Raw genomic sequence first — 18,336 nt, 5'->3', positions numbered from 1 at the left:
CTCAGCGGGCCTTCCCGTAGGCCGGCGCCGGGGCCGGCGTGTCCGCCCCCGCCGGGAACGGCGTGTCCGCCTCCGCGAGGGCCTCGGTCAGCAGCGCCTGGCGGGCGACCGAGAAGCGGCCCCGGTTCCAGTGGAAGATCACGGCGAAGGCGGCAGCGCGGCGCGGCCCCGTGCAGGCGTCACCGGACTCGAAGTAGCCCGCCCGCCAGCGCTCGGCGGCCTGCTGCACGGCCTCCGCGTGGCCGCGTACGGCGTCCCGCCACCCGGCGGGCAGGGCGCCGAGCTGCTCGTCGCGGGAGCACCGCCAGTACCCGCGGACTCCGGCGGCGGCGTGCTGCCGGGCCGGCCCGGTGAGGCCGTCCGGCAACCGGCGGCCGGTCTCCTCCCGTACGGCCGTCCAGACGCCGCGGTGTTCCCAGCCCACCACGCCCAGCCCGTCCAGCATCGCGCGCAGCAGCGTGAGGGACACCCGCCAGTCCGGCGGGGGCGGGGCGCCGTGACCGCCGGTCCCGGCGTGGTGGTCCAGCCAGGCGAGGGAGTCGGCGGTGAACAGGGCGTGCACCCAGGGCATGGCGCGTGGGCCGCCGAAGAGGTAGACCTCCGGCTCGTACACCCCCTCGACCGGCGGCTCCCCGTCGCCGTCGCGCGGCGTGAAGTGGTGCCGCAGGGCAGCCCGCAGGTCCTCCGCGTGTTCCGGGCCGGCGGCGCGGAAGCGGATCCGCAGGCCCGGCGGCTTGTGCAGGAAGAAGAAGTCGCCGGCCGGCCCTTCCGGGCCGGTGAGGGCGCGGGCGGCCGCGGCCAGCCGCCGGTACAGGTCCGGGAGCGGGTGCCGGCCGGGTGCGAGGGAGAGCTGCGTCCACCCGGACTCGGGCAGATCGTCCCGCAGCGCCCGCAGGCCGGCGGTGAGGAAGGTGCGGCGCGCCTCCGCGTAGGCGGTTCCGGGCTCGGCCGTGAGGGGCACGGTACGGTGCCCCTGCGTGCGTACGTCGTGCAGGCAGTCGGCCAGCAGACGTTCGACCTCCAGCATGCGGGCTCCTCGCGGTGGCTCCGGGCGGCGGAAGCACGCTGCCGGGACGCGGGGGGCGCTCCGGCACGGTGCGTTCCTCTCCTCCTGAGATGTCCGGACCGCGAATTCCCGAAAGCTCGGCACGCAGTAGTCAGATCATCGACGGGAGTGCGCCGGCGCTCCGGCCGGGCCGGGTGCGCCCTGCGGCGCCGCTAGGCGGAACGCCGCAGGTGTCCCGGCACCGGGCGTCCCCGGCCGCGCGGCGCAGGGCCGTCCCGGAGGCGTTCCGGCGGACGCCCCGGAAGAGCGGCGAACGGCCCGGAAGGGCGCTCCGGAGACCCCCGCGGAACACACCGGGCATCCCGGCACCGTCCCCGGAGGGGCACCCGGCGGAGCCCGCGGCGGAGGAAAGCCGGAGCACGCCGGTGAGGGGGCAGGCGCGGGGGGGGACCGCCCGGAACCAGCCGGGTCCGGCACGCGGGACGCGGCGCGGAACGCCTCCCGGCAGGAGCCCGCGGGCAGCGCGGACACGCCGCCCGCGGCACGGATCAGGTACGGCTCGGTGGAGGGGTGCGGGCTGCGGCGGGAACGCGCACGCACCGGAGGAGCGCCACCCGGCGGGGCACGGCGGAGCGGCCGCACGACGACTGCGCGAGGTCCGGCCTTCCGGCCCTCCCGTGGCGGCCGGAGGCGACGGCGGCGCGGGCTCGCCGTCCGGGCGGTGATCACGCCGGGCGGACTCCCCGGGTGCGGTGCGGACCGCCCCACCGGCCGGGCACGGCGACCCGCCGACAGCGCGAGCCGTCCGGCCCCGCCCGGGTGGGAGTCAGCGCCCGGCGCCCGCGCGCTCCCGCTCCCGGCGCAGCTCGACGTTGATGAGCCACCCCGTGAGCAGGGTCACCAGACTGAAGACCAGCAGCAGCGTGAGCATGGTCGGTTCCCCCTCGAACTCGTGCCCGTGACCGGCCCCTCCGGCACGGGTCAGGATTCTCCCGCACGGACCGGCCCTCGCGCACTTCCATATCCGGGCAGGCTGCGGCGGCGTCTCGCTGCCCGGTCCGGGCGGGACCCGCCCGCCCGGTGCTCAGACCACGGCCCCGCGCCCCGGGTCGTCGAAGTCGTCGTCGTCCCGGCCGTCCCGCATCCGGGCCACCAGGGTGGCGAACCCGCCCAGGAACCCGCCGACGCCGAGGGTGACGATCCACCAGGTCATCGGGACGCGGAAGAGCACCGCCCCGATCAGCAGCAGCGGCCCGCCCAGCGCCGCGACCCAGGCGAACTTGGTCACGGTGTCCGCCTCCGGCAGCGGCGGCGGCTCCGGCGGCACGAAGTGCCCTTCGTCGTCCTCGCGCTCCGCCCCCTCGGGCGGAGACCAGTCGCGGGGGCCGGCGCCCGGGGTGTAGACCGTGAAGCTGCGCACCGGCGGGTCGTCGTCCCGCTCCGGGACGTCCCCGGCGTCGTCCGGCCCGTCGCCGGTCCGGCGCGGGCCGTCCGCCGGTCCGTGCGCCCCGCCGGCCCGTCCGGGCGCTCCGTCCGTCCCGCCGTGTGCGTCCTCGGCGTCGCCCGCAGCGCTGCCGCGGGCGCCGGCGTCACGCGCCTCCGGCCCGCCGGTGTCCGGCTCGTCCTCGTACGCGGCGACGATCTGCGCCCAGGCGGCCTCCTCGTCGGCCGGCAGCGTGGGCTCGTGCTCGTCGCCCTGGCCCGGGCCGCCCTCACGCTCCGCCACGGGCGGCCTTCCCCGTCGCGGCGCCGGCGTCCGAACCGGAGAGCCGGGTGACGAAGCCGTGGGTGTCGGCGAAGACCCGCTCCGCGTCGTGGTCGAGGGGGGCCACGTGGTAGCTGCGTTCCAGCACCGTCTCGGTGACGTCCGTGGAGGAGACCCGGGAGAGGATCAGCGCCGAGTCGCCGGGGGGCACGACGTGGTCGGTGCGGCTGTGCAGCACCAGCAGCGGCTGGGTGACCTGCGGAAGCTCGGCCCGCACCACGCGGAAGAAGTCCCGCAGGGAGGAGGCGGCGTGCAGCGGCACCCGGGAGTAGCCCAACTCGTGTGTGCCCTCCTTGGCGATGTCGTCGGTCAGCCCCTTGGTGGAGGGCAGGAACTGGCGGAGTACGGGCAGCGCGTACCCCTGGAGCCGGGGGAAGGTGCACGCGGGGTTGACCACGGCCACCCCGCGGACCGCGTCCCCGTGCCGGGCGGCGAGGCGCAGCGCCAGCGCCCCGCCCATCGACAGGCCGCAGACGAACACCTCGTCGCAGCGCTCGCGCAGCACCCGCAGTTCGCGGTCGACGGTGGCGTACCAGTCCTGCCAGCCGGTGATCTGGAGGTCCTGCCAGCGGGTGCCGTGGCCCGGAAGCAACGGCAGGGCTACCGTGAGGCCCCGGTCCGCGAGGTACCGGGCCCACGGGCGCAGGGACTGCGGGGAGCCGGTGAAGCCGTGGCACAACAGGACGCCGGTCCGTGAACCGTCGTGATGCAGCGGCTCGGCTCCGGGCATGAGCGGCACCGCGGTACTCCCTTCGCGTCGTACGTCGGACACCACAGGGGCGGTGCTGCCACCCTACGCGCGCGTGCCGTCACCGGGTAGCGCGGCGGCGCCTGTGAGGGGAACCCGGCCCCGGGCGAGATAGGGTCGGCTCGTCGAACAGGAGGTCCTCGGTTGCTCTACGGCGCGATGAAGCTGTCGGTCGGCAGCTCCCTGAAGCTGGTCTTCCGCCCCTGGGTGGAGGGCCTGGAGAACGTGCCCGCCACGGGCCCGGCCATCCTGGCCAGCAACCACCTGTCCTTCTCGGACTCCTTCTTCCTGCCCGCGGTGCTGGACCGCAAGGTCACCTTCATCGCCAAGGCCGAGTACTTCACCTCCCCCGGCGTGAAGGGGAAGCTGACCGCGGCCTTCTTCAAGGGCGTGGGGCAGCTCCCGGTGGACCGGTCCGGCGTCCGGGGCGCGGGCGAGGCGGCGATCCGGAGCGGCCTGGAGGTACTGGAGCGCGGCGAGCTCTTCGGCATCTACCCGGAGGGCACCCGCTCACCCGACGGCCGGCTCTACCGCGGCAAGCCCGGCGGGCTGGCGCGGGTGGCGCTGCGCTCGGGCGCTCCGGTGATCCCGGTGGCGATGATCGACACGGAGAAGATCCAGCCGCCCGGGAAGCTGGTGCCCAAGCTGATGCGCCCGGGCATCCGGATCGGCCGGCCGATGGATTTCAGCCGTTACCAGGGCATGGACAACGACCGCTTCATCCAGCGCGCGGTGACCGACGAGGTCATGTACGAGATCATGCGGCTCTCCGGCCAGGAGTACGTGGACATGTACGCCACCGCGGCCAAGCGGCGGATCGCCGAGGCGCAGAAGGCGGCGGAGCAGGCCGCCAAGGAGGCGGACAAGGACCGGGACAGGGGCACGGACGAGGGCACGGGCAAGAACACGGACGAGGACGCGGACCACCGCCGGGGCCCGGGCACGGCGGAGCAGCCGGACACGGGGGACACCGGGGCCGCCCCGCCGGGCGGCACGGAGCGGCCCGCCGGGGAGGAGCGCGCCGCCGGGGAGGAGTCCGCCGGGCGGGCCGGCGGCCGCGGCGGCGACGGGCGCACCGCAGCCTGACGCCGCACGCGCCGGGGGACGAACGGAGGGGACGGGTGGCCGCGAGGATCTCGGTCGAGCAGCCGCTGTGGCGGGCGCTGACCGGCTACCGCCTGCTGACCATGTGCTACGCGGCCGGGCTGTGCGTCCTGGCGTACGACGAGTACGCGCACCCGCGGATCGCCGTGGCCTACCTCGCGGTCCTGGTGGTGTGGACGCTGGCCACCTGGAACCGGGTGCTGTCCGCGGCCCGCTGCACGCTCCCCTTCCTCGCCGCCGAACTGACGCTGGCGCTGACCGGCGTGGTGCTGACCCGCTACGTGGAGACCGCGGAGCGCATCGAGGGCGGCGCCAGCACGCTGCCGACGATCTGGACCGCCGGCGCCGTGCTCGGCTGTGCCATCAAGGGCGGCTGGCGCTGGGGCGCCTGGGCTTCGGTCGCGGTGGGCGTGGCCAATCTGGTGCAGCGCGGAAGCTGGTCCCGGGACACGGTGCACAACGTGCTGCTCGTCTGCGTCGCCAGCATCGCCATCGGCTATGTCATCGAGGTCGCCCGGGCGAGTGAACGTACGCTGGCCCGCGCGCTGCAGATCGAGGCGGCCACCCGGGAGCGGGAGCGGCTGGCCCGGGACATCCACGACAGCGTCCTCCAGGTGCTGGCCATGGTGCAGCGGCGCGGCACCGCGCTGGGCGGCGAGGCCGCCGAGCTGGGCCGGCTGGCCGGGGAGCAGGAGGTGGCGCTGCGCACGCTGGTCTCCTCCGGCCCGGTGCCCGCTCCCCGGGCGCCGGACGGCGGCACGGGCTCCCGACGGGATGCGCGGCGCCGGCGGCGCTCCGGCCGGGCGGGCAGGGCGGAGCCGTCGGCAGCGGCGACGGCGCCGGCCCGTACGGGTGGCCGGGGCGCCGCCGGGGAGGGCGCCGCGGACGGTACCGGGAGGCCGCACCCCGGGCGGACGACCGGCGGGGGCCGCACGGACACCGCCCCCGGCGCGGGCGAGGAGGGCGACGGCGCCCGGCTCACCGACCTGCGCACGCTGCTCGGCGGTCACGCCGGGTCCCGGGTGACCTTCGCCGAGCCGGGCGCGCCGGTGCTGCTGCCCGCGGCGGCGGCGCGCGAGACGGCGGCGGCCGTCGGAGCCGCCCTGGACAATGTGCGGCGGCACGCCGGCGAGGACGCGCACGCCTGGATCCTGCTGGAGGACGAGCCGGACGCCGTGCTGGTGACCGTGCGGGACGACGGGCCGGGCATCCCGGAGGGCCGGCTCGCCGCCGCGGAGGCGGAGGGGCGGATGGGCGTGGCGCTCTCCATCCGCGGCCGGCTGCGGGAGCTCGGCGGCACGGCGGCGCTGGTCTCGGTGCCGGGGCAGGGGACGGAAGTGGAGCTGCGGGTGCCGAAGGACGGAGGGGCGCCGCAGGACGGACCGCGGGACGGAGGGGTGTCGGATGACTGACGGGGAACGGCTCCCGGAGGCCGGGGGGCGGCCGCTGCGGGTGATGGTGGTGGACGACCATCCGATGTGGCGGGACGCGGTGGCCCGCGACCTGACGGCGGCCGGGTTCGAGGTGGTGGCGACCGCGGGCGACGGGCGGCAGGCGGTCCGCCGCGCCCGGGCGACCACCCCGGACGTGCTGGTGCTGGACCTCAATCTGCCGGAGCTGCCGGGCGTGGAGGTGTGCCGGCAGCTCGTGGGCGGGGAGTCGGCGCCCCGGGTGCTGGTGCTCTCCGCGAGCGGCGAGCACGCGGACGTGCTGGAGGCGGTGAAGTCGGGCGCCACCGGCTATCTGGTGAAGTCGGCCGGACCCGGGGAACTGCTGGACGCGGTGCGCCGCACGGCCGCCGGCGACCCGGTGTTCACGCCGGGGCTGGCGGGCCTGGTGCTGGGCGAGTACCGCCGGCTGGCGACGGAGCCGGCCCCCGCGGAGCCGGACGAGCCGGGGGTGCCGCACCTCACGGAGCGGGAGACGGAGGTGCTGCGGCTGGTCGCCAAGGGCCTGAGCTACAAGCAGATCGCCCAGCGTCTGGTGATCTCCCACCGCACGGTGCAGAACCACGTGCAGAACACCCTGGGCAAGCTCCAGCTCCACAACCGCGTGGAGCTGGTGCGCTATGCCATAGAGCGGGGCCTGGACGACTGACGGCCGGAGCCCGCCGGTCATCACTCGTACGGGTGGGCTCGGCGCGTCGCCGCGATTCGGCGCGTTCGGGGCATCCACTGTGACCTGGATCACCGTTAGCGTGGGCGCGTTGGCCCACGGAGAAGGGAGATCCGATGCGGGTCGGAGTGCTGACCGGCGGCGGCGACTGCCCCGGTCTCAACGCGGTCATGCGGGCCGTGGTCCGCAAGGGCGTCCAGGAGTACGACTACCGGTTCACCGGCTTCCGGGACGGTTGGCGCGGTCCGCTGGAAGGCGACGCCGTGCAGCTCGACATCCCGGCGGTGCGCGGCACGCTGCCGCGCGGCGGCACCATTCTGGGCTCCTCCCGGACGAACCCGTTCTCCGTGGAGAACGGCGTCCGGCTCATCGAGGAGAACCTCGCCAAGTTCGAGGTGGACGCGCTCATCGCGATCGGCGGCGAGGACACCCTCGGCGTCGCCGCGCGGCTCACCGAGGAGCACGGGCTGCGCTGCGTCGGCGTCCCCAAGACCATCGACAACGACCTCTGCGCCACCGACTACACCTTCGGCTTCGACACCGCCGTGCACGTCGCGACGGAGGCCATCGACCGCCTGCACACCACCGCGGAGTCCCACATGCGGGTCCTGGTGGTGGAGGTGATGGGCCGGCACGCGGGCTGGATCGCGCTCCACTCCGGCCTCGCGGGCGGCGCCAACTGCATCCTCATCCCCGAGCAGCCGTTCGACGTGGAGCGGGTCTGCGACTACGTCGAGTCCCGCTTCAAGGCGAGCTACGCGCCGATCGTGGTGGTCGCGGAGGGCGCCGTACCGCGGGACGGGACGATGGTGCTCAAGGACGACTCGCTGGACTCCTTCGGGCATGTGCGGCTCTCCGGCGTCGGCGAGTGGCTGGCCAAGGAGATCGAGCAGCGCACCGGCAAAGAGGCCCGTACCACCGTGCTGGGGCACACCCAGCGCGGCGGCACCCCGAGCGCCTTCGACCGCTGGCTGGCGACCCGCTTCGGCCTGCACGCGATCGAGGCGGTGCACGACCAGGCGTGGGGCAGCATGGTGGCCCTGCGCGGCACGGAGGTCGTCCGGGTGCCGCTCGCGGAGGCCACCGACGGGATCAAGACCGTGCCGCCCGAGCTCTACCAGGAGGTCAGCGTCTTCTTCGGCTGACGCCCCGGGCACGGCGCCGCGGGCCCGCGGCGCCGTGCCCGCCGCCCGGCACCACGCACCGCGGCGGTGCCGGGCACAGCGGTCACACCAGGACGCCGGCCAGCAGCTCGGCGGTGACCGTGGTGCCGTTCAGCGAGAGCACCGACTCGGGGTGGAACTGCACGCCCGCGAACCCGGGGCCGCGCAGGGCGTGCACCGCGCCGGTCCCCGGGTCCCGGCTCACCTCGACGCGGTGCAGGGCGAGCTCGGTGGCCTCGGCGTCGCCGCAGCGGGCGGTCCAGGAGCTGTAGAAGCCGACCGTCTCCGGCCGGCCGAAGAGGTCGATGCGCTCCTGCGCGCCCTGGCGGGGCCGCGCCGTGCGGACCAGTTCCAGACCGAGCTCGGCGGCGATCAGCTCGTGCCCCAGACACACTCCCAGCAGCCCGTGCCGGTGCCCGGCGAGCAGTTCCCGTGCCAGCCCACGGAGCAGCCGCATCCGGGGTTCGGCGGTGTCCCGCGGATCGCCCGGTCCGGGTCCCAGCACCACCGGGCCCCGGTGCCCGAGGGCCGCCTCCCGCACGCCGGGCTCGTCGTGCCGGCGTACGGTCACGGCGTATCCGCAGACCCGCAGCAGGTGGGCGAGCATCGAGGTGAAGGTGTCCCCGGCGTCCACCACCAGGGCGTGCCCGTGCGGCGCGGCGGACGGCTCCTGGAGGCGCAGCCAGAAGGGGGCGAGGCCCGCGCGGCGTGCCTCCAGCGCCTCCTGCACCCGGGGGTCGGCGGCGAGCCGCGGTCGGTGCCGCTCCCGGTGCCCGGGCGCCTCCCGTACGCCCAGCGCGGTGAGCACCCCGGCGGCCTTGGCGTGCGTCTCGGCGACCTCGGAGGCCGGGTCCGAGCCGCGGACCAGCGTGGCCCCGACCGGCACCCGGAACCGCCCGGTGGCCACGTCGACGTCCGCGGTGCGGATGAGGATGGGCGAGTCCAGGGTCTGCGCGCCGCCGGCGTCCCGGCCGAGCAGGGCCAGGGCTCCGGCGTAGTAGCCGCGGCCGCCGGGCTCGTGGCGGCGGATGACCCGGCAGGCGTTCTCCACCGGCGAGCCGGTGACCGTCGCGGCGAACATCGTCTCCCGGAGCACCTCGCGCACGTCGAGGGTGCTCCGGCCGCGCAGTTCGTACTCGGTGTGCGCGAGGTGCGCCATCTCCTTCAGCCGGGGCCCGACGACCACCCCGCCGCGGTCCCCGATGACGCTCATCATCTTGAGCTCCTCGTCGACCACCATGGAGAGCTCCTCGGTCTCCTTGGGGTCGCCGAGGAAGTCCAGCAACCCCTCGGGAGTGGGGCCCTCCGGCGGGTAGCGGTAGGTGCCGCTGATGGGGTTCATCACCACGGTGCCGCCGCTCATCCGCACGTGCACCTCGGGGCCGGCGCCCACCAGCACCCGGTCGCCGGTGTGCACGACGAACGTCCAGTACGCGCCCTGCTCCTGCACCAGCAGCCGCCGGAAGAGAGCCAGCGCGTCCGCGCGGGAGAAGCCGGGGAGGGTGCCCCGGTAGTCGCGCCGGATCACGAAGTCGGCGCCCTCTCCGGTGCCGATCTCGTCCCGCAGCACACGGCGCACGGTCTGCGCGTAGGCCGCGTCGGAGACGTCGAAGTCCCCGTCCGCGACGGTGACCCGGTGGTCCGGGAGGGCGTCCAGCGCGTCCGCGAGGGGCAGTTCGCCGCGTTCCCCGGGCACCAGCACGGTCAGCGGGGTGCCGTCGTCGCGGGCGTCGAACCCGCGTTCCCGGATCTGCCGGAACGGGACCAGCGCCAGGGCGCCGAGGCCGTGCGGCCCGTCCACCGGCAGGTCGGCGAGGCGTGCGGCCTCGTGCACCTCGCCGGCCAGCACCTCGACGGTGTCCGGGTTACGGCCGGGGGTGCGGCGGCGGAGCAGCGCGAAGGGGCGGGTGCCGGCGGCCAGGCGGCCCAGCACATCGCTCGCGGACGGCTCCTCGGGAGGACGTGCGGGCGGGCGGGCGGAGGGAGGCGTGTGCGGTGGGGTCATGGTGCGGGGTTCCTTTCCGGCCGGCGGTGCGCGTGACTGCCGGCGGCTCTCGGGACGCCCGATGCGGCGGAGGAACGGCCCGGAACGCACCGAAGGCCGCCCTCGGGCGGCCTTCGGTGTCTGCTGGGAGCGCGCGCAGTCAGGGGGCCGCCGGAGGAGCGGTCCACCACCAGGTACGGGTCTGCTGCGCGAACATGAGCGGCACCCTACCGCACCCCGGGCGGGCCCGGGCGTACGGCGCACCGGGCCCCGGGGCCGCACGGACCGCGCGCGGGCGCCGTACGGCCGGGCAGGCGCTCGGGTCCGGCGGGCGGCGTGCCGGCCGGGCTCCCGCTACAGCAGCGCGCGGAGCCGGTCGGCGAGCAGGTCCCAGCGCCAGCGCTCCTCGACCCAGGCGCGCCCGCGGGCCCCCGTCCGCGCGCGCAGTGCGGGATCCCGCAGCAGCGGCACGATCCGCTCGGCGGCCTCCTCGGGCGCACCGCCCCGTACGACCCACCCCGTCTCGCCGTGCAGCACCGCGTCCGGGGCGCCGCCGGAGTCCCCGGCGACCACGGGCAGCCCCGTGGCCGAGGCCTCCAGGTAGACGATGCCCAGTCCCTCCACGTCCAGCCCGCCACGCCGGGTGCGGCAGGGCATGGCGAAGACGTCCCCGGCGCCGAAGTGCGCGGGCAGCTCCTCCCAGGGCACCGCCCCGGTGAAGCGGACGGCGTCCGCGACCCCCGCGCGGGCGGCCAGGCGCTCCAGCTCGCCGCGGTACGGGCCGCCGCCGACGATCAGCAGCACGGCGTCCGGCACCTCCTCCCGGATGCGGGGCAGGGCGGCGATGAGGGTGTCCTGCCCCTTCCGCGGCACCAGCCGGGAGACGCACACCACCACCGGGTGGTCGCGCAGCCCGAGCCGTTCCCGTACCTCCGCGCCCCCGGAGCCGGGGTGGAAGGTCTTCTCGTCCACACCGGGCGGCAGTTGCACCATGCGTGCCGCGGCGGCCGGGGTCAGCGCGCCGGCGATCCGCCGCCGGGTGTACTCGCCGAGATAGGTCACGGTGTCCGTGTGCGCGCCGATGCGCCGCAGCAGCCGCCGGGCGGCGGGAAGCTGGGCCCAGGCCGCCTCGTGCCCGTGGGTGGTGGCCACCAGGCGCTCCGCGCCGGCCGCGCGCAGTGCCGGGGCCAGCAGGCCGAGCGGTGCGGCCGCGCCGAACCAGACCGCCCGGCAGCCGTGCTCCCGCAGCAACGCCACGGCCCGCCGGCGCACCCGCGGGGTGGGCAGCAGCATGGTGGTGCGGTCCCGTACCACGGGGAAGGGCTGTTCGGCGTCGAAGCGGGCGGTGGCCTCGGCGCCCTCCCGGCCGGGTTTCCAGGAGGAGGCGTAGACGACGACCTGCTCCGGGTCCAGGCGGAGCGCCATGCTGTGCAGGAACGCCTGGATGCCGCCCGGCCGGGGCGGGAAGTCGTTGGTGACGATGAGCGTCTTGCGCATGGCCCTCCTGTGCATCGCCGCACGACACTAGCGCCTGTCAGGCGCCGGCCGGCGCCCACGGTGCCACGGGACGCTGCCGGCCGGCGGCGCTTCCGGGCCCGGAAGCGCGGGCGGAGCCGCGGCGGGGCGGCGGGTACTGTCGGGGGATGCGCTCGACCACAGCCGCCGCGACCGCCGTCTGGACCGTCACCCGTGTCGCGCTGCTGCTGTGCGTCTTCCAGGTGTTCACCCTGCCCGGCCCCGACGTCACCAGCGACGTCCGGGTCATCTACCAGGGCTGGTCCGAGGTGCTGAGCCGGGGGACCTTCCCCCAGGACGACGTCTCCTGGCAGTACCCGCCGGCCGCGGCGCTGCCGGTGCTGGCCCCGCGGGCGCTGCCCTTCCTCGACTACCCGGCCGCCTTCTTCGTGCTGGCCTGCGTGGCCGACGCGGTCACCTTCGGCCTGCTGCTCCGCGCCGGGCGGCGCCCGGACGGACGGGCCGCGGGGGCCTGGTGCTGGGTGGCCGGGGTGCCGCTGCTGGGGCCGACGGCCTACGCCCGCTACGACGTGCTGGTCACGGCTCTCGCGGTCGCCGCGCTGCTGACGGCGGCCCACCGGCCGCGGGCCGCGGGGGTGCTGGCGGGGTTCGGGGCGCTGCTGAAGGTGTGGCCGGCGCTGCTGCTGCTCGGCATCCCGCGGGGACGTCCGGCACGGACCGCCTGGACCGCGGCCGCGGTGACCGGCGGTCTGCTCGCCCTCGCCTTCGGTGTGGCGATGCCGGGCGCCTGGGCGTTCCTCACCTTCCAGGGGGAACGGGGTACCGAGGTGGAGTCCCTGGGCGCGCTGGTCTTCCATGTCGCGCGGCACTTCGGCTGGGAAGGCCAGGTGCTGCTGCACTACGGCTCGATGGAGTTCCTGGGCCCGTACGTGTCCGTGGTGAGCGACGTGGCGCTGGCGCTGTCGGTGCTGGCCGGCGTGTGGCTGCTGAGTTGGCGGCTGCGGGCGCGACGGTGGAGCGGGAGCACGCCCGCGGAGGCGGCGTTCACCGCCGTGCTGCTCTTCACGGCCACCAGCCGCGTCATCAGCCCGCAGTACATGGTGTGGCTGGTCGGGCTGGCGGCGGTGTGTCTGGTGCTGCGGACGAGCCGCATGACCCCGCCGGCGCTGCTGGTGCTCGCGGCCACCGGGGTGACGCTGCTGGAGTTCCCGGTGTGGTTCGGGCACGTGGTGACCAGCGACATGCTGGGCATCGCGCTGCTGGTGGTGCGCAACGGGCTGCTGGTGGCGGCCTGTGTGCTGGCCTGCCGGCGGCTGTGGCGGGACACGGTGACCGAGCCGCGCGTGACGGACCGGGCGGAGGCGGCGGTGCCGGCCGCGGCGCCGCCCTGCCGGGCCGGGACCGGGGTCAGCCGAGCTCGGAGCGGAGATAGCCGCGCCACTGCGCGGTGAACTCCCGGGTGCCGACGCCGAGTACCGCACGCAACGCCCGGTCGGTGGTCTTCGGGCCCCCGTCGGCGTGCCGCCCGACGGCCGTGTAGAGCGTCATCAGCGCCCGCTCGCCCCAGCGTTCGGCGATCATGCGGCAGGCCAGCCAGCTCCCCTCGTAGGCGCGGGCAAGGACGGCGGCACCGTTGTCAAAGCCGAAGTCCTCGTCGGTGGGCAGGGCGCGCGGAATCCGCTCCGCGTACACCGCGCGGGCCAGCTCCGGGGCGGCCTGCCGGGCCGGGCGGCCGGTCCCGCGGTAGCCGAACCAGTCGGCCAGCCCCTCGGAGAGCCACAGCGGGGTCGCGGCTGTGGTGTGGGAGCGGGCGGCGACATGGGTCGTCTCATGGGTCATGACGACCTGCCGGCCCTCCCGGCTGAGCAGCCCGTACGCCTCCGGGTTCACCACGACGCGGTCGGCGGGCGCCGCCCGGCCCGGGCCGCCGCCGGAGGCCCGCCGGCCGGCGCTCTGGCTGCTGGTCACCGCCGCGATCCCGGCGTAGGCGTCGGCGGACGCGCCGAGCAGCTCCCCCATGCCGCGCACCGAGGCGGGGACCAGCACCACCAGCCGCTCCGGCCAGGGACGCGGCCAGGCGGCGGAGACGGCGGGCACGGCACGGTCGGCGGCCCGGGCGACGCCGCGCAGCACCTTCCGGTCCGCGAGGGTGCTCAGCACCAGGCTGCGGCTGCCCCGCACCGTCGTCACCCGGCCCTGTTCCCAGAGCTGCCGCGCACTGCCGCGGCGTTCCCCGGCGACGTACCAGCGTCCGTCGCGGCGGACCAGGTCCAGCTTCTCCACGCTGGTCCGGGGCGCCCGGTCGTAGCCGCGCAGCCGGTGCCGCAGCCGCACCTCCGCCGCGGCACGGCCGCCGTCCAGGCGCAGGCCGGTGATCTCGTAGGACCACTCGGCGAGCGGGAGGGCGCCGAGGTTCCGGAAGGCCCGCTGCTGCGCGGCGCGATAGCGGGGGGCCGCGGGATCGACGTGGGAGAGATAGCGCTCCGCGTCCCCGGCGTGGACGGCCGCGGCCTGCGTGTCGAGCAGCGCGCGCACCGCGTCGTGGGCGGTCCGCCGCTCGCCGGGCGGGCCTGCGCCACCACCGAGGGCCGCGAGCAGGGCGAGGAGCAGCACTGCGGCGAGCGCCTGCGGCCACCGTCGCCCATACTCACCCACACGAGGGATCGTACGGGGCGGTCAGGGCCGGGTCACCGCGGAGACGGGCATCATCCCGACCGGGTCGTGGCGGACGGCGGCGCCCGGATACGGGGCGTGGACGACCTGGCCGTTCCCCACGTACATGGCCACATGGCTGGCGTCGGCGCGGTAGAAGACCAGGTCGCCCGGTCTCGCCGCACTCAGCGGCACCCGCTGCCCGACGCCCGCCTGGGCCTGCGAGGTGCGTGGCAGTGCCACCCCGGCCTGGGCGTACGCCCACTGCGTCAGCCCGGAGCAGTCGAAGCTGTGCGGGCCGGCCTGGCCCCAGCCGTACGGTGCGCCGAGCGCCCGCCGGACCGCTGCCACCGCCGCGGCGGAGCGGCCGGAGACCGCCGCGGCCGGCACCACGTCCCGCTGCTCGCCCCGGGAGGCACGGTCACGGGCCGCCCGCTCCCGCGGAGTGAGCCGCTCCAGCAGCCGGCGGGCGGCGTCGAGCTTCCGCTGCACGGTGCTCTTGTGCTTCCGCAGCTCGGCACGGCGCCGCTCCAGCTCGCCGAGGCGACGCGCCGCCTCGGTGCGGTACTGCTCCAGGGACCGGCGGGCGTCCCGCAGCTCCTTCAGCCTGCCGGTCTGCCGGGCGCTGATGCGGTCCAGCGTGGCCGCCTTCGCCAGATAGCCGTCCGGGTCCTCGGAGAGCATCAGCAGCAGCCCGGGGTCGATGCCGCCGGAGCGGTACTGTGCACCGGCGGCCGCGCCGAGGGCGCCACGCAGCCGGTTGACCTCGGCCTGTCCTCGGGCGGCGCGGTCCTGCACCCGGCCGATGCGGTCCTGGAGCCGCTCGACCCGTTCCGCGGCGGCGTTGTACTTCTCGGTGGCGCGCTCGGCCTCGGTGTAGAGCCGGTCGACCCGGGCGGCCACCCTCCCCCGCTCCCCGCTGTCGGGCTCCGCGCCCGCGGGCACGGCGGCGAGTGCCGCGGCGGCGCTCGCCGCGGCGGTGAGCACGGTGACGCGTCCCGTCCAGCCGGAGGCCGGTGCGGGACGTCGGGAAGATCGGTGCGAGGCCACAGGAGGCGCGCTCCTTCCGCTAGGCGAACTGCCCGGCAGAATGTAGCCGTGTGACTACGCAGCGTCCAAGGACCGTGGCCCGGGACTCGATCCGTACGCAGATACGACTTCCCCGTCGATGACGCAGGTCACCGACGGGGAACCAACTCGGTTGGGGCCGCCCGGAATCACCCGGACGAAGGACGTTTGGCCACGCTCAGCCGACGCGCACCCCGAACATGAAGGGCATGTTGTTGATCGACTCGTAGCGCACGCTGGCGCCCGGCTTCGGGGCGTGCAGGATCTGGCCGTTGCCCGCGTAGAGACCGATGTGGTGCAGGTCGCTGTAGAAGAGCACCAGGTCGCCCGGTTGCAGGGCGCTGCGGCCGACCCGCGTGCCGGCGCTCGCCTGCGCCTGCGAGGTGCGCGGCAGCGAGACGCCCGCCTGTGCGTACGCCCAGGAGGTGAGGCCGGAGCAGTCGAAGGAGTTCGGGCCGGTGGCGCCCCAGACGTAGGGCGAGCCGATCTTGCCCTGGGCGGCGCTCAGCGCGGCGGAGGCCCGCTGCGAGGCGGGCACGTCGCTGCCCAGGTCCACGCGGTCGGAGGCGGCGCGGTTGGCGCGCTCCTCCTCGGCGGCGAGGGCGGCGCGTTCCCGCGCGGTCAGGGTGTTGAGCAGTTCCCGGGCCTCGGAGAGCTTGCCCTGGATCTTCTTCTTCTTGGCGCCCAGTTCCTTGCGGGTCTCGGCCAGGTCGGCGAGCTTGTCCTTGGCCTCCTCACGCTTCTGGGCGAGGCTGCGCTGCTTTCCCTGGATCTTCTCCAGCGCCTCGCTCTGCTTGGCGCTGAGCTGGTCCAGGGTGGACGCCTTGTCGAGATAGCTGTCCGGGTCGGAGGAGAGGAAGAGCTGCAGCGAGGGGTCCATGCCCCCGTTGCGGTACTGGGCGGTGGCCATCGAACCGAGGCCGTCGCGCAGCTCGTTCAGATCGGCCTGTCCGCGCGCGACGCTGTCCTGGAGATTGCCGACCTGCTTCTGCAGTTTCTCCTGCTTCTCCTTGGCGCCGTTGTACTTCTCGGTCGCCGCTTCCGCGTCCTCGTAGAGCTTGTCGACCTTGGCCTTGACCTCCTCCTTGGAGGGGTCGTCGGCCTGCGCGGTCTGCGAGGTCATGGCGACGGCAGCGGCTGCGGTCGCCGTGAGCACGGACACGCGAGCGCGGCTCGGCTGCTTGGGACGACGGTGGGACGCCACTGGGGCGAGCTCCTTCTTCCTCAGCCGCCTGCCGGTCGGTTCACTCCGGCTCCGCGTCACCGGTGCCCGGCTGACGGGACCGATTCGGCAGAACTAGGCGGTACCCCCGCTGTCACCCCGGTTGAGTGATCAAACGCGCGGAGGTTCGAGCCCAGACACTAGCCACGCGCATCTGATCGGATCAAATCCCTCCGGGAAAAAACCGGCCCGCAGACCACTTTCTTTACCCTCATCCCACGGGCAGCAACCATCACTTGACGCTCCGTAGGAGCAATACGGGCAAGCGGGAGCAATGGTCAGGATCGGGCAAGTCGCTTGAGCAGCAGCGCGGAGGCGACCGGACGGGCCCCGGCGGCCGCGCAACCGTCGGCGACCTCCCGGTCCGAGGAGACCACCACCACCGGGCGCCCCGCGGGCTCCGCACGCACCAGTTGCCGGATCAACTCGTCCGCGGTCTGGCCCGGTTTGCTGAACAGCACCCGCACCCCGCGGGGCGGCGCCAGCAGCACCGGCGCGGCCAGCTCCGCGCCGTCGAAGACACAGGTCACCTCGGCGCCGCTCTGCGCGGCGAGTCCGGCCAGCCCGCCGAGCAGCCGGAGCCGCTGCTTCTCCAGCGGCAGAGTCGGATAACCCGTCTTGGTGACGTTGTAGCCGTCCACCACCAGATGCGTCTGCGGCAGCGACAGCAACTGGTCCAGCCGCGCCGGGTCCGTCTCCGAAAGCCCGCGCGCCGCCAGGTCCTTGGGGCTCATGCGGCCGGGCTCCACCGCCTCCACGGTGTCGGCCGGCCGTACCTCGGAGGGCGGCACCGCCAGTTCCCGGCGCAGCCCCTGCGCCGCGTCCAGCACCGTGTCCAGCAGCAGCCGCACCCGCATGTCCTCGAGGCTGCGTCCCTCGCGCGCCGCCCTGCGGCCCGCTTCCAGCGCCGACTCCGCCTCGGCCAGCCGGGTCCGCAGCCGCCGTACGTCCTTGTCGGCGGCGGCCTTCTCCGTTGCGGCCGAGTCCCGCACCGACTCCAGCTCCGCCCGGAGCTTGCGCAGCGCCGCCTCGCCCCGCTTGACGTCGCTCTGGGCGCTGCGCAGTCTCCGCTGCACCGCCTCCAGCTCCTTGCGCGCGGCCTCCTGGTCGGCCCGGGCCCGCTCGGCCTCGTCCCGTGCCGCCGAGCGGGTACGGGCCAGCTCCTCCCGCAGCGCGGTCAGCTCGCGCTGGGTCTCCTCACCGGCGCGCTCCGCCTGCGCCCTGGCGGCCTCCTCGCCCGCGGCCAGCACCAGCTTGGGCCAGCCGTCCGGGCGCAGCACATAGGCCACGGCCGCCACCTCGACCGGGTCGGCGGCGGGCGGCGGGCTGCCGGACTCCAGCGCCTCCGCCAGTTCCGGCAGCGTCTCCCGCAGCCGGCCGGCGATGCGCTGCCGGAAGACCGCGTCGTTCTCCAGCGCCGCGGCGATGGCGTTGCCGCCGAACTTCGCCCGGCGCTGCGGGGTGAAGCGGGCGTACTGCCGCAGCGGCAGCGGCAGTTCCGCCATGGTGAGGCCGCCGAGCGCCTCGCCTGCCAGCGTGACGACCCGGCGGCGCACCTTCTCGGGCAGGGGACGGTCGAGCGCCTCGTCCGGCGTCCCGCGCTCCGTCGCGCGGTCACCGTTCGCACTGTCCGCCACCGCTCACACCTGCCCGTTCCGTCAGACCTGTGCGCCGGGCCGGTCCACCAGCTCGATCTGGTCCACGGAGTCGCACCACCGGCAGCGCACGGACTCGATGGTCTCACTGAGCACGTCCTGCTCCTCGACCCGCGCGTCACCCGCCAGGTCCAGATGGACGTACTCCACCACCTGGCTGGAGCGCTTCACGTCGAACCGGGTGAGATTGCCGCAGAGCGTGCAGCGCCACCGGGTCTCGGCCGTGGGCTGGGGAACCGTCATGGTGTCGTCCACTCCTTCACATCGCCTCGGGCACCTGTACCGCTTCGTCCTCGCGGGAGCACACCGGGTCACCCTACGGCCCGGCCACCACCGCGTGTGTCGGCGAGCGTGCACCGTGGCCGAGCCGTCATCATC

Annotated in this window: 15 protein-coding genes; 5 read left to right on the top strand and 10 right to left on the bottom strand. The window is 75.5% G+C overall.

Annotated features, from left to right (window positions below):
- Position 1: 1 nt before the first annotated feature.
- From HOY81_RS07815 to HOY81_RS07805, 3 genes are all read right to left on the bottom strand, one after another.
- On the bottom strand, positions 2-1,027 hold the full coding sequence (locus tag HOY81_RS07815; protein ID WP_237319497.1) for a thiopeptide-type bacteriocin biosynthesis protein: 1,026 nt from the start codon (positions 1,025-1,027) through the stop codon (positions 2-4).
- 1,063 nt (positions 1,028-2,090) lie between these two features.
- Positions 2,091-2,732: a hypothetical protein gene (locus HOY81_RS07810; RefSeq protein ID WP_237319496.1), complete on the bottom strand. Its 642-nt coding sequence runs from the start codon at positions 2,730-2,732 to the stop codon at positions 2,091-2,093.
- The gene (locus HOY81_RS07805) at positions 2,719-3,510 is read right to left on the bottom strand and encodes a carboxylesterase (RefSeq protein ID WP_237319495.1); all 792 of its coding nucleotides are present in this window, start codon (positions 3,508-3,510) and stop codon (positions 2,719-2,721) included. Before HOY81_RS07805 ends, HOY81_RS07810 begins: the two co-directional genes overlap by 14 nt.
- A gap of 168 nt (positions 3,511-3,678) precedes the next feature.
- Here HOY81_RS07805 and HOY81_RS07800 point away from each other — a divergent pair, with 168 nt between their 5' ends.
- From HOY81_RS07800 to HOY81_RS07785, 4 genes are all read left to right on the top strand, one after another.
- Positions 3,679-4,605 carry a 1-acyl-sn-glycerol-3-phosphate acyltransferase gene (locus HOY81_RS07800; protein WP_237319558.1) on the top strand — a complete coding sequence of 309 codons (927 nt, stop codon included), beginning with the start codon at positions 3,679-3,681 and terminating at the stop codon, positions 4,603-4,605.
- Positions 4,606-4,640: 35 nt separating this feature from the next.
- Positions 4,641-6,035: a MacS family sensor histidine kinase gene (macS, locus tag HOY81_RS07795; protein ID WP_237319494.1), complete on the top strand. Its 1,395-nt coding sequence runs from the start codon at positions 4,641-4,643 to the stop codon at positions 6,033-6,035.
- Positions 6,028-6,720, top strand: a complete 693-nt coding sequence (locus tag HOY81_RS07790) for a response regulator transcription factor (RefSeq protein WP_237319493.1) — start codon at positions 6,028-6,030, stop codon at positions 6,718-6,720. Before macS ends, HOY81_RS07790 begins: the two co-directional genes overlap by 8 nt.
- Before the next feature lie 134 nt (positions 6,721-6,854).
- Positions 6,855-7,883: a 6-phosphofructokinase gene (locus HOY81_RS07785; RefSeq protein ID WP_237319492.1), complete on the top strand. Its 1,029-nt coding sequence runs from the start codon at positions 6,855-6,857 to the stop codon at positions 7,881-7,883.
- Positions 7,884-7,965: 82 nt separating this feature from the next.
- On the opposite strand, the gene HOY81_RS07780 is transcribed toward HOY81_RS07785, so the two are convergent.
- A complete protein-coding gene (locus tag HOY81_RS07780; protein WP_237319491.1) occupies positions 7,966-9,906 on the bottom strand; it encodes an anthranilate synthase family protein in 1,941 nt (646 codons plus the stop codon).
- 333 nt (positions 9,907-10,239) lie between these two features.
- Complete coding sequence (locus HOY81_RS07775; RefSeq protein WP_237319490.1) at positions 10,240-11,382, bottom strand: glycosyltransferase family 4 protein; 1,143 nt, start codon at positions 11,380-11,382, stop codon at positions 10,240-10,242.
- Between the two features lie 146 nt (positions 11,383-11,528).
- On the opposite strand from HOY81_RS07775, the gene HOY81_RS07770 reads away from it, so the two are divergent.
- Positions 11,529-12,812 (top strand): glycosyltransferase family 87 protein, encoded by a 1,284-nt coding sequence (locus HOY81_RS07770; RefSeq protein WP_237319489.1) that lies wholly within the window; start codon positions 11,529-11,531, stop codon positions 12,810-12,812.
- Here the strand turns inward: HOY81_RS07770 and HOY81_RS07765 are convergent.
- The 5 genes from HOY81_RS07765 to HOY81_RS07745 all read right to left on the bottom strand — a co-directional run bounded on the left by HOY81_RS07765 (position 12,769) and on the right by HOY81_RS07745 (position 18,201).
- The gene (locus HOY81_RS07765; RefSeq protein ID WP_237319488.1) at positions 12,769-14,016 is read right to left on the bottom strand and encodes a hypothetical protein; all 1,248 of its coding nucleotides are present in this window, start codon (positions 14,014-14,016) and stop codon (positions 12,769-12,771) included. The genes HOY81_RS07770 and HOY81_RS07765 overlap by 44 nt on opposite strands.
- A gap of 21 nt (positions 14,017-14,037) precedes the next feature.
- Positions 14,038-15,063: an NlpC/P60 family protein gene (locus tag HOY81_RS07760; protein ID WP_237319487.1), complete on the bottom strand. Its 1,026-nt coding sequence runs from the start codon at positions 15,061-15,063 to the stop codon at positions 14,038-14,040.
- Between the two features lie 196 nt (positions 15,064-15,259).
- Positions 15,260-16,285 carry an NlpC/P60 family protein gene (locus tag HOY81_RS07755; protein WP_237319486.1) on the bottom strand — a complete coding sequence of 342 codons (1,026 nt, stop codon included), beginning with the start codon at positions 16,283-16,285 and terminating at the stop codon, positions 15,260-15,262.
- Positions 16,286-16,581: 296 nt separating this feature from the next.
- Positions 16,582-17,940, bottom strand: coding sequence for an NYN domain-containing protein (locus HOY81_RS07750; RefSeq protein ID WP_237319485.1), 1,359 nt, complete (start codon positions 17,938-17,940; stop codon positions 16,582-16,584).
- Between the two features lie 21 nt (positions 17,941-17,961).
- Complete coding sequence (locus HOY81_RS07745) at positions 17,962-18,201, bottom strand: hypothetical protein (RefSeq protein ID WP_237319484.1); 240 nt, start codon at positions 18,199-18,201, stop codon at positions 17,962-17,964.
- Between the last annotated feature and the right edge of the window lie 135 nt (positions 18,202-18,336).

Origin of the sequence: Streptomyces sp. JJ36 (genome assembly GCF_021696945.1) — a bacterium.
In the GTDB taxonomy this organism is placed as follows: Bacteria; Actinomycetota; Actinomycetes; order Streptomycetales; family Streptomycetaceae; genus Streptomyces.
Note: the sequence above shows the minus strand (reverse complement) of the source record. Positions and strands in the feature narration are given on the sequence as shown.

What these genes read in the sequence shown, in the direction of transcription:
- HOY81_RS07815 (WP_237319497.1), bottom strand. Translation starts at nt 1,027, where the DNA reads ATGCTGGAGGTCGAACGTCTGCTGGCCGACTGCCTGCACGACGTACGC.
- HOY81_RS07800 (WP_237319558.1), top strand. Translation starts at nt 3,679, where the DNA reads ATGAAGCTGTCGGTCGGCAGCTCCCTGAAGCTGGTCTTCCGCCCCTGG.
- HOY81_RS07790 (WP_237319493.1), top strand. Translation starts at nt 6,028, where the DNA reads ATGACTGACGGGGAACGGCTCCCGGAGGCCGGGGGGCGGCCGCTGCGG.
- HOY81_RS07785 (WP_237319492.1), top strand. Translation starts at nt 6,855, where the DNA reads ATGCGGGTCGGAGTGCTGACCGGCGGCGGCGACTGCCCCGGTCTCAAC.
- HOY81_RS07780 (WP_237319491.1), bottom strand. Translation starts at nt 9,906, where the DNA reads ATGACCCCACCGCACACGCCTCCCTCCGCCCGCCCGCCCGCACGTCCT.
- HOY81_RS07775 (WP_237319490.1), bottom strand. Translation starts at nt 11,382, where the DNA reads ATGCGCAAGACGCTCATCGTCACCAACGACTTCCCGCCCCGGCCGGGC.
- HOY81_RS07770 (WP_237319489.1), top strand. Translation starts at nt 11,529, where the DNA reads ATGCGCTCGACCACAGCCGCCGCGACCGCCGTCTGGACCGTCACCCGT.
- HOY81_RS07745 (WP_237319484.1), bottom strand. Translation starts at nt 18,201, where the DNA reads ATGACGGTTCCCCAGCCCACGGCCGAGACCCGGTGGCGCTGCACGCTC.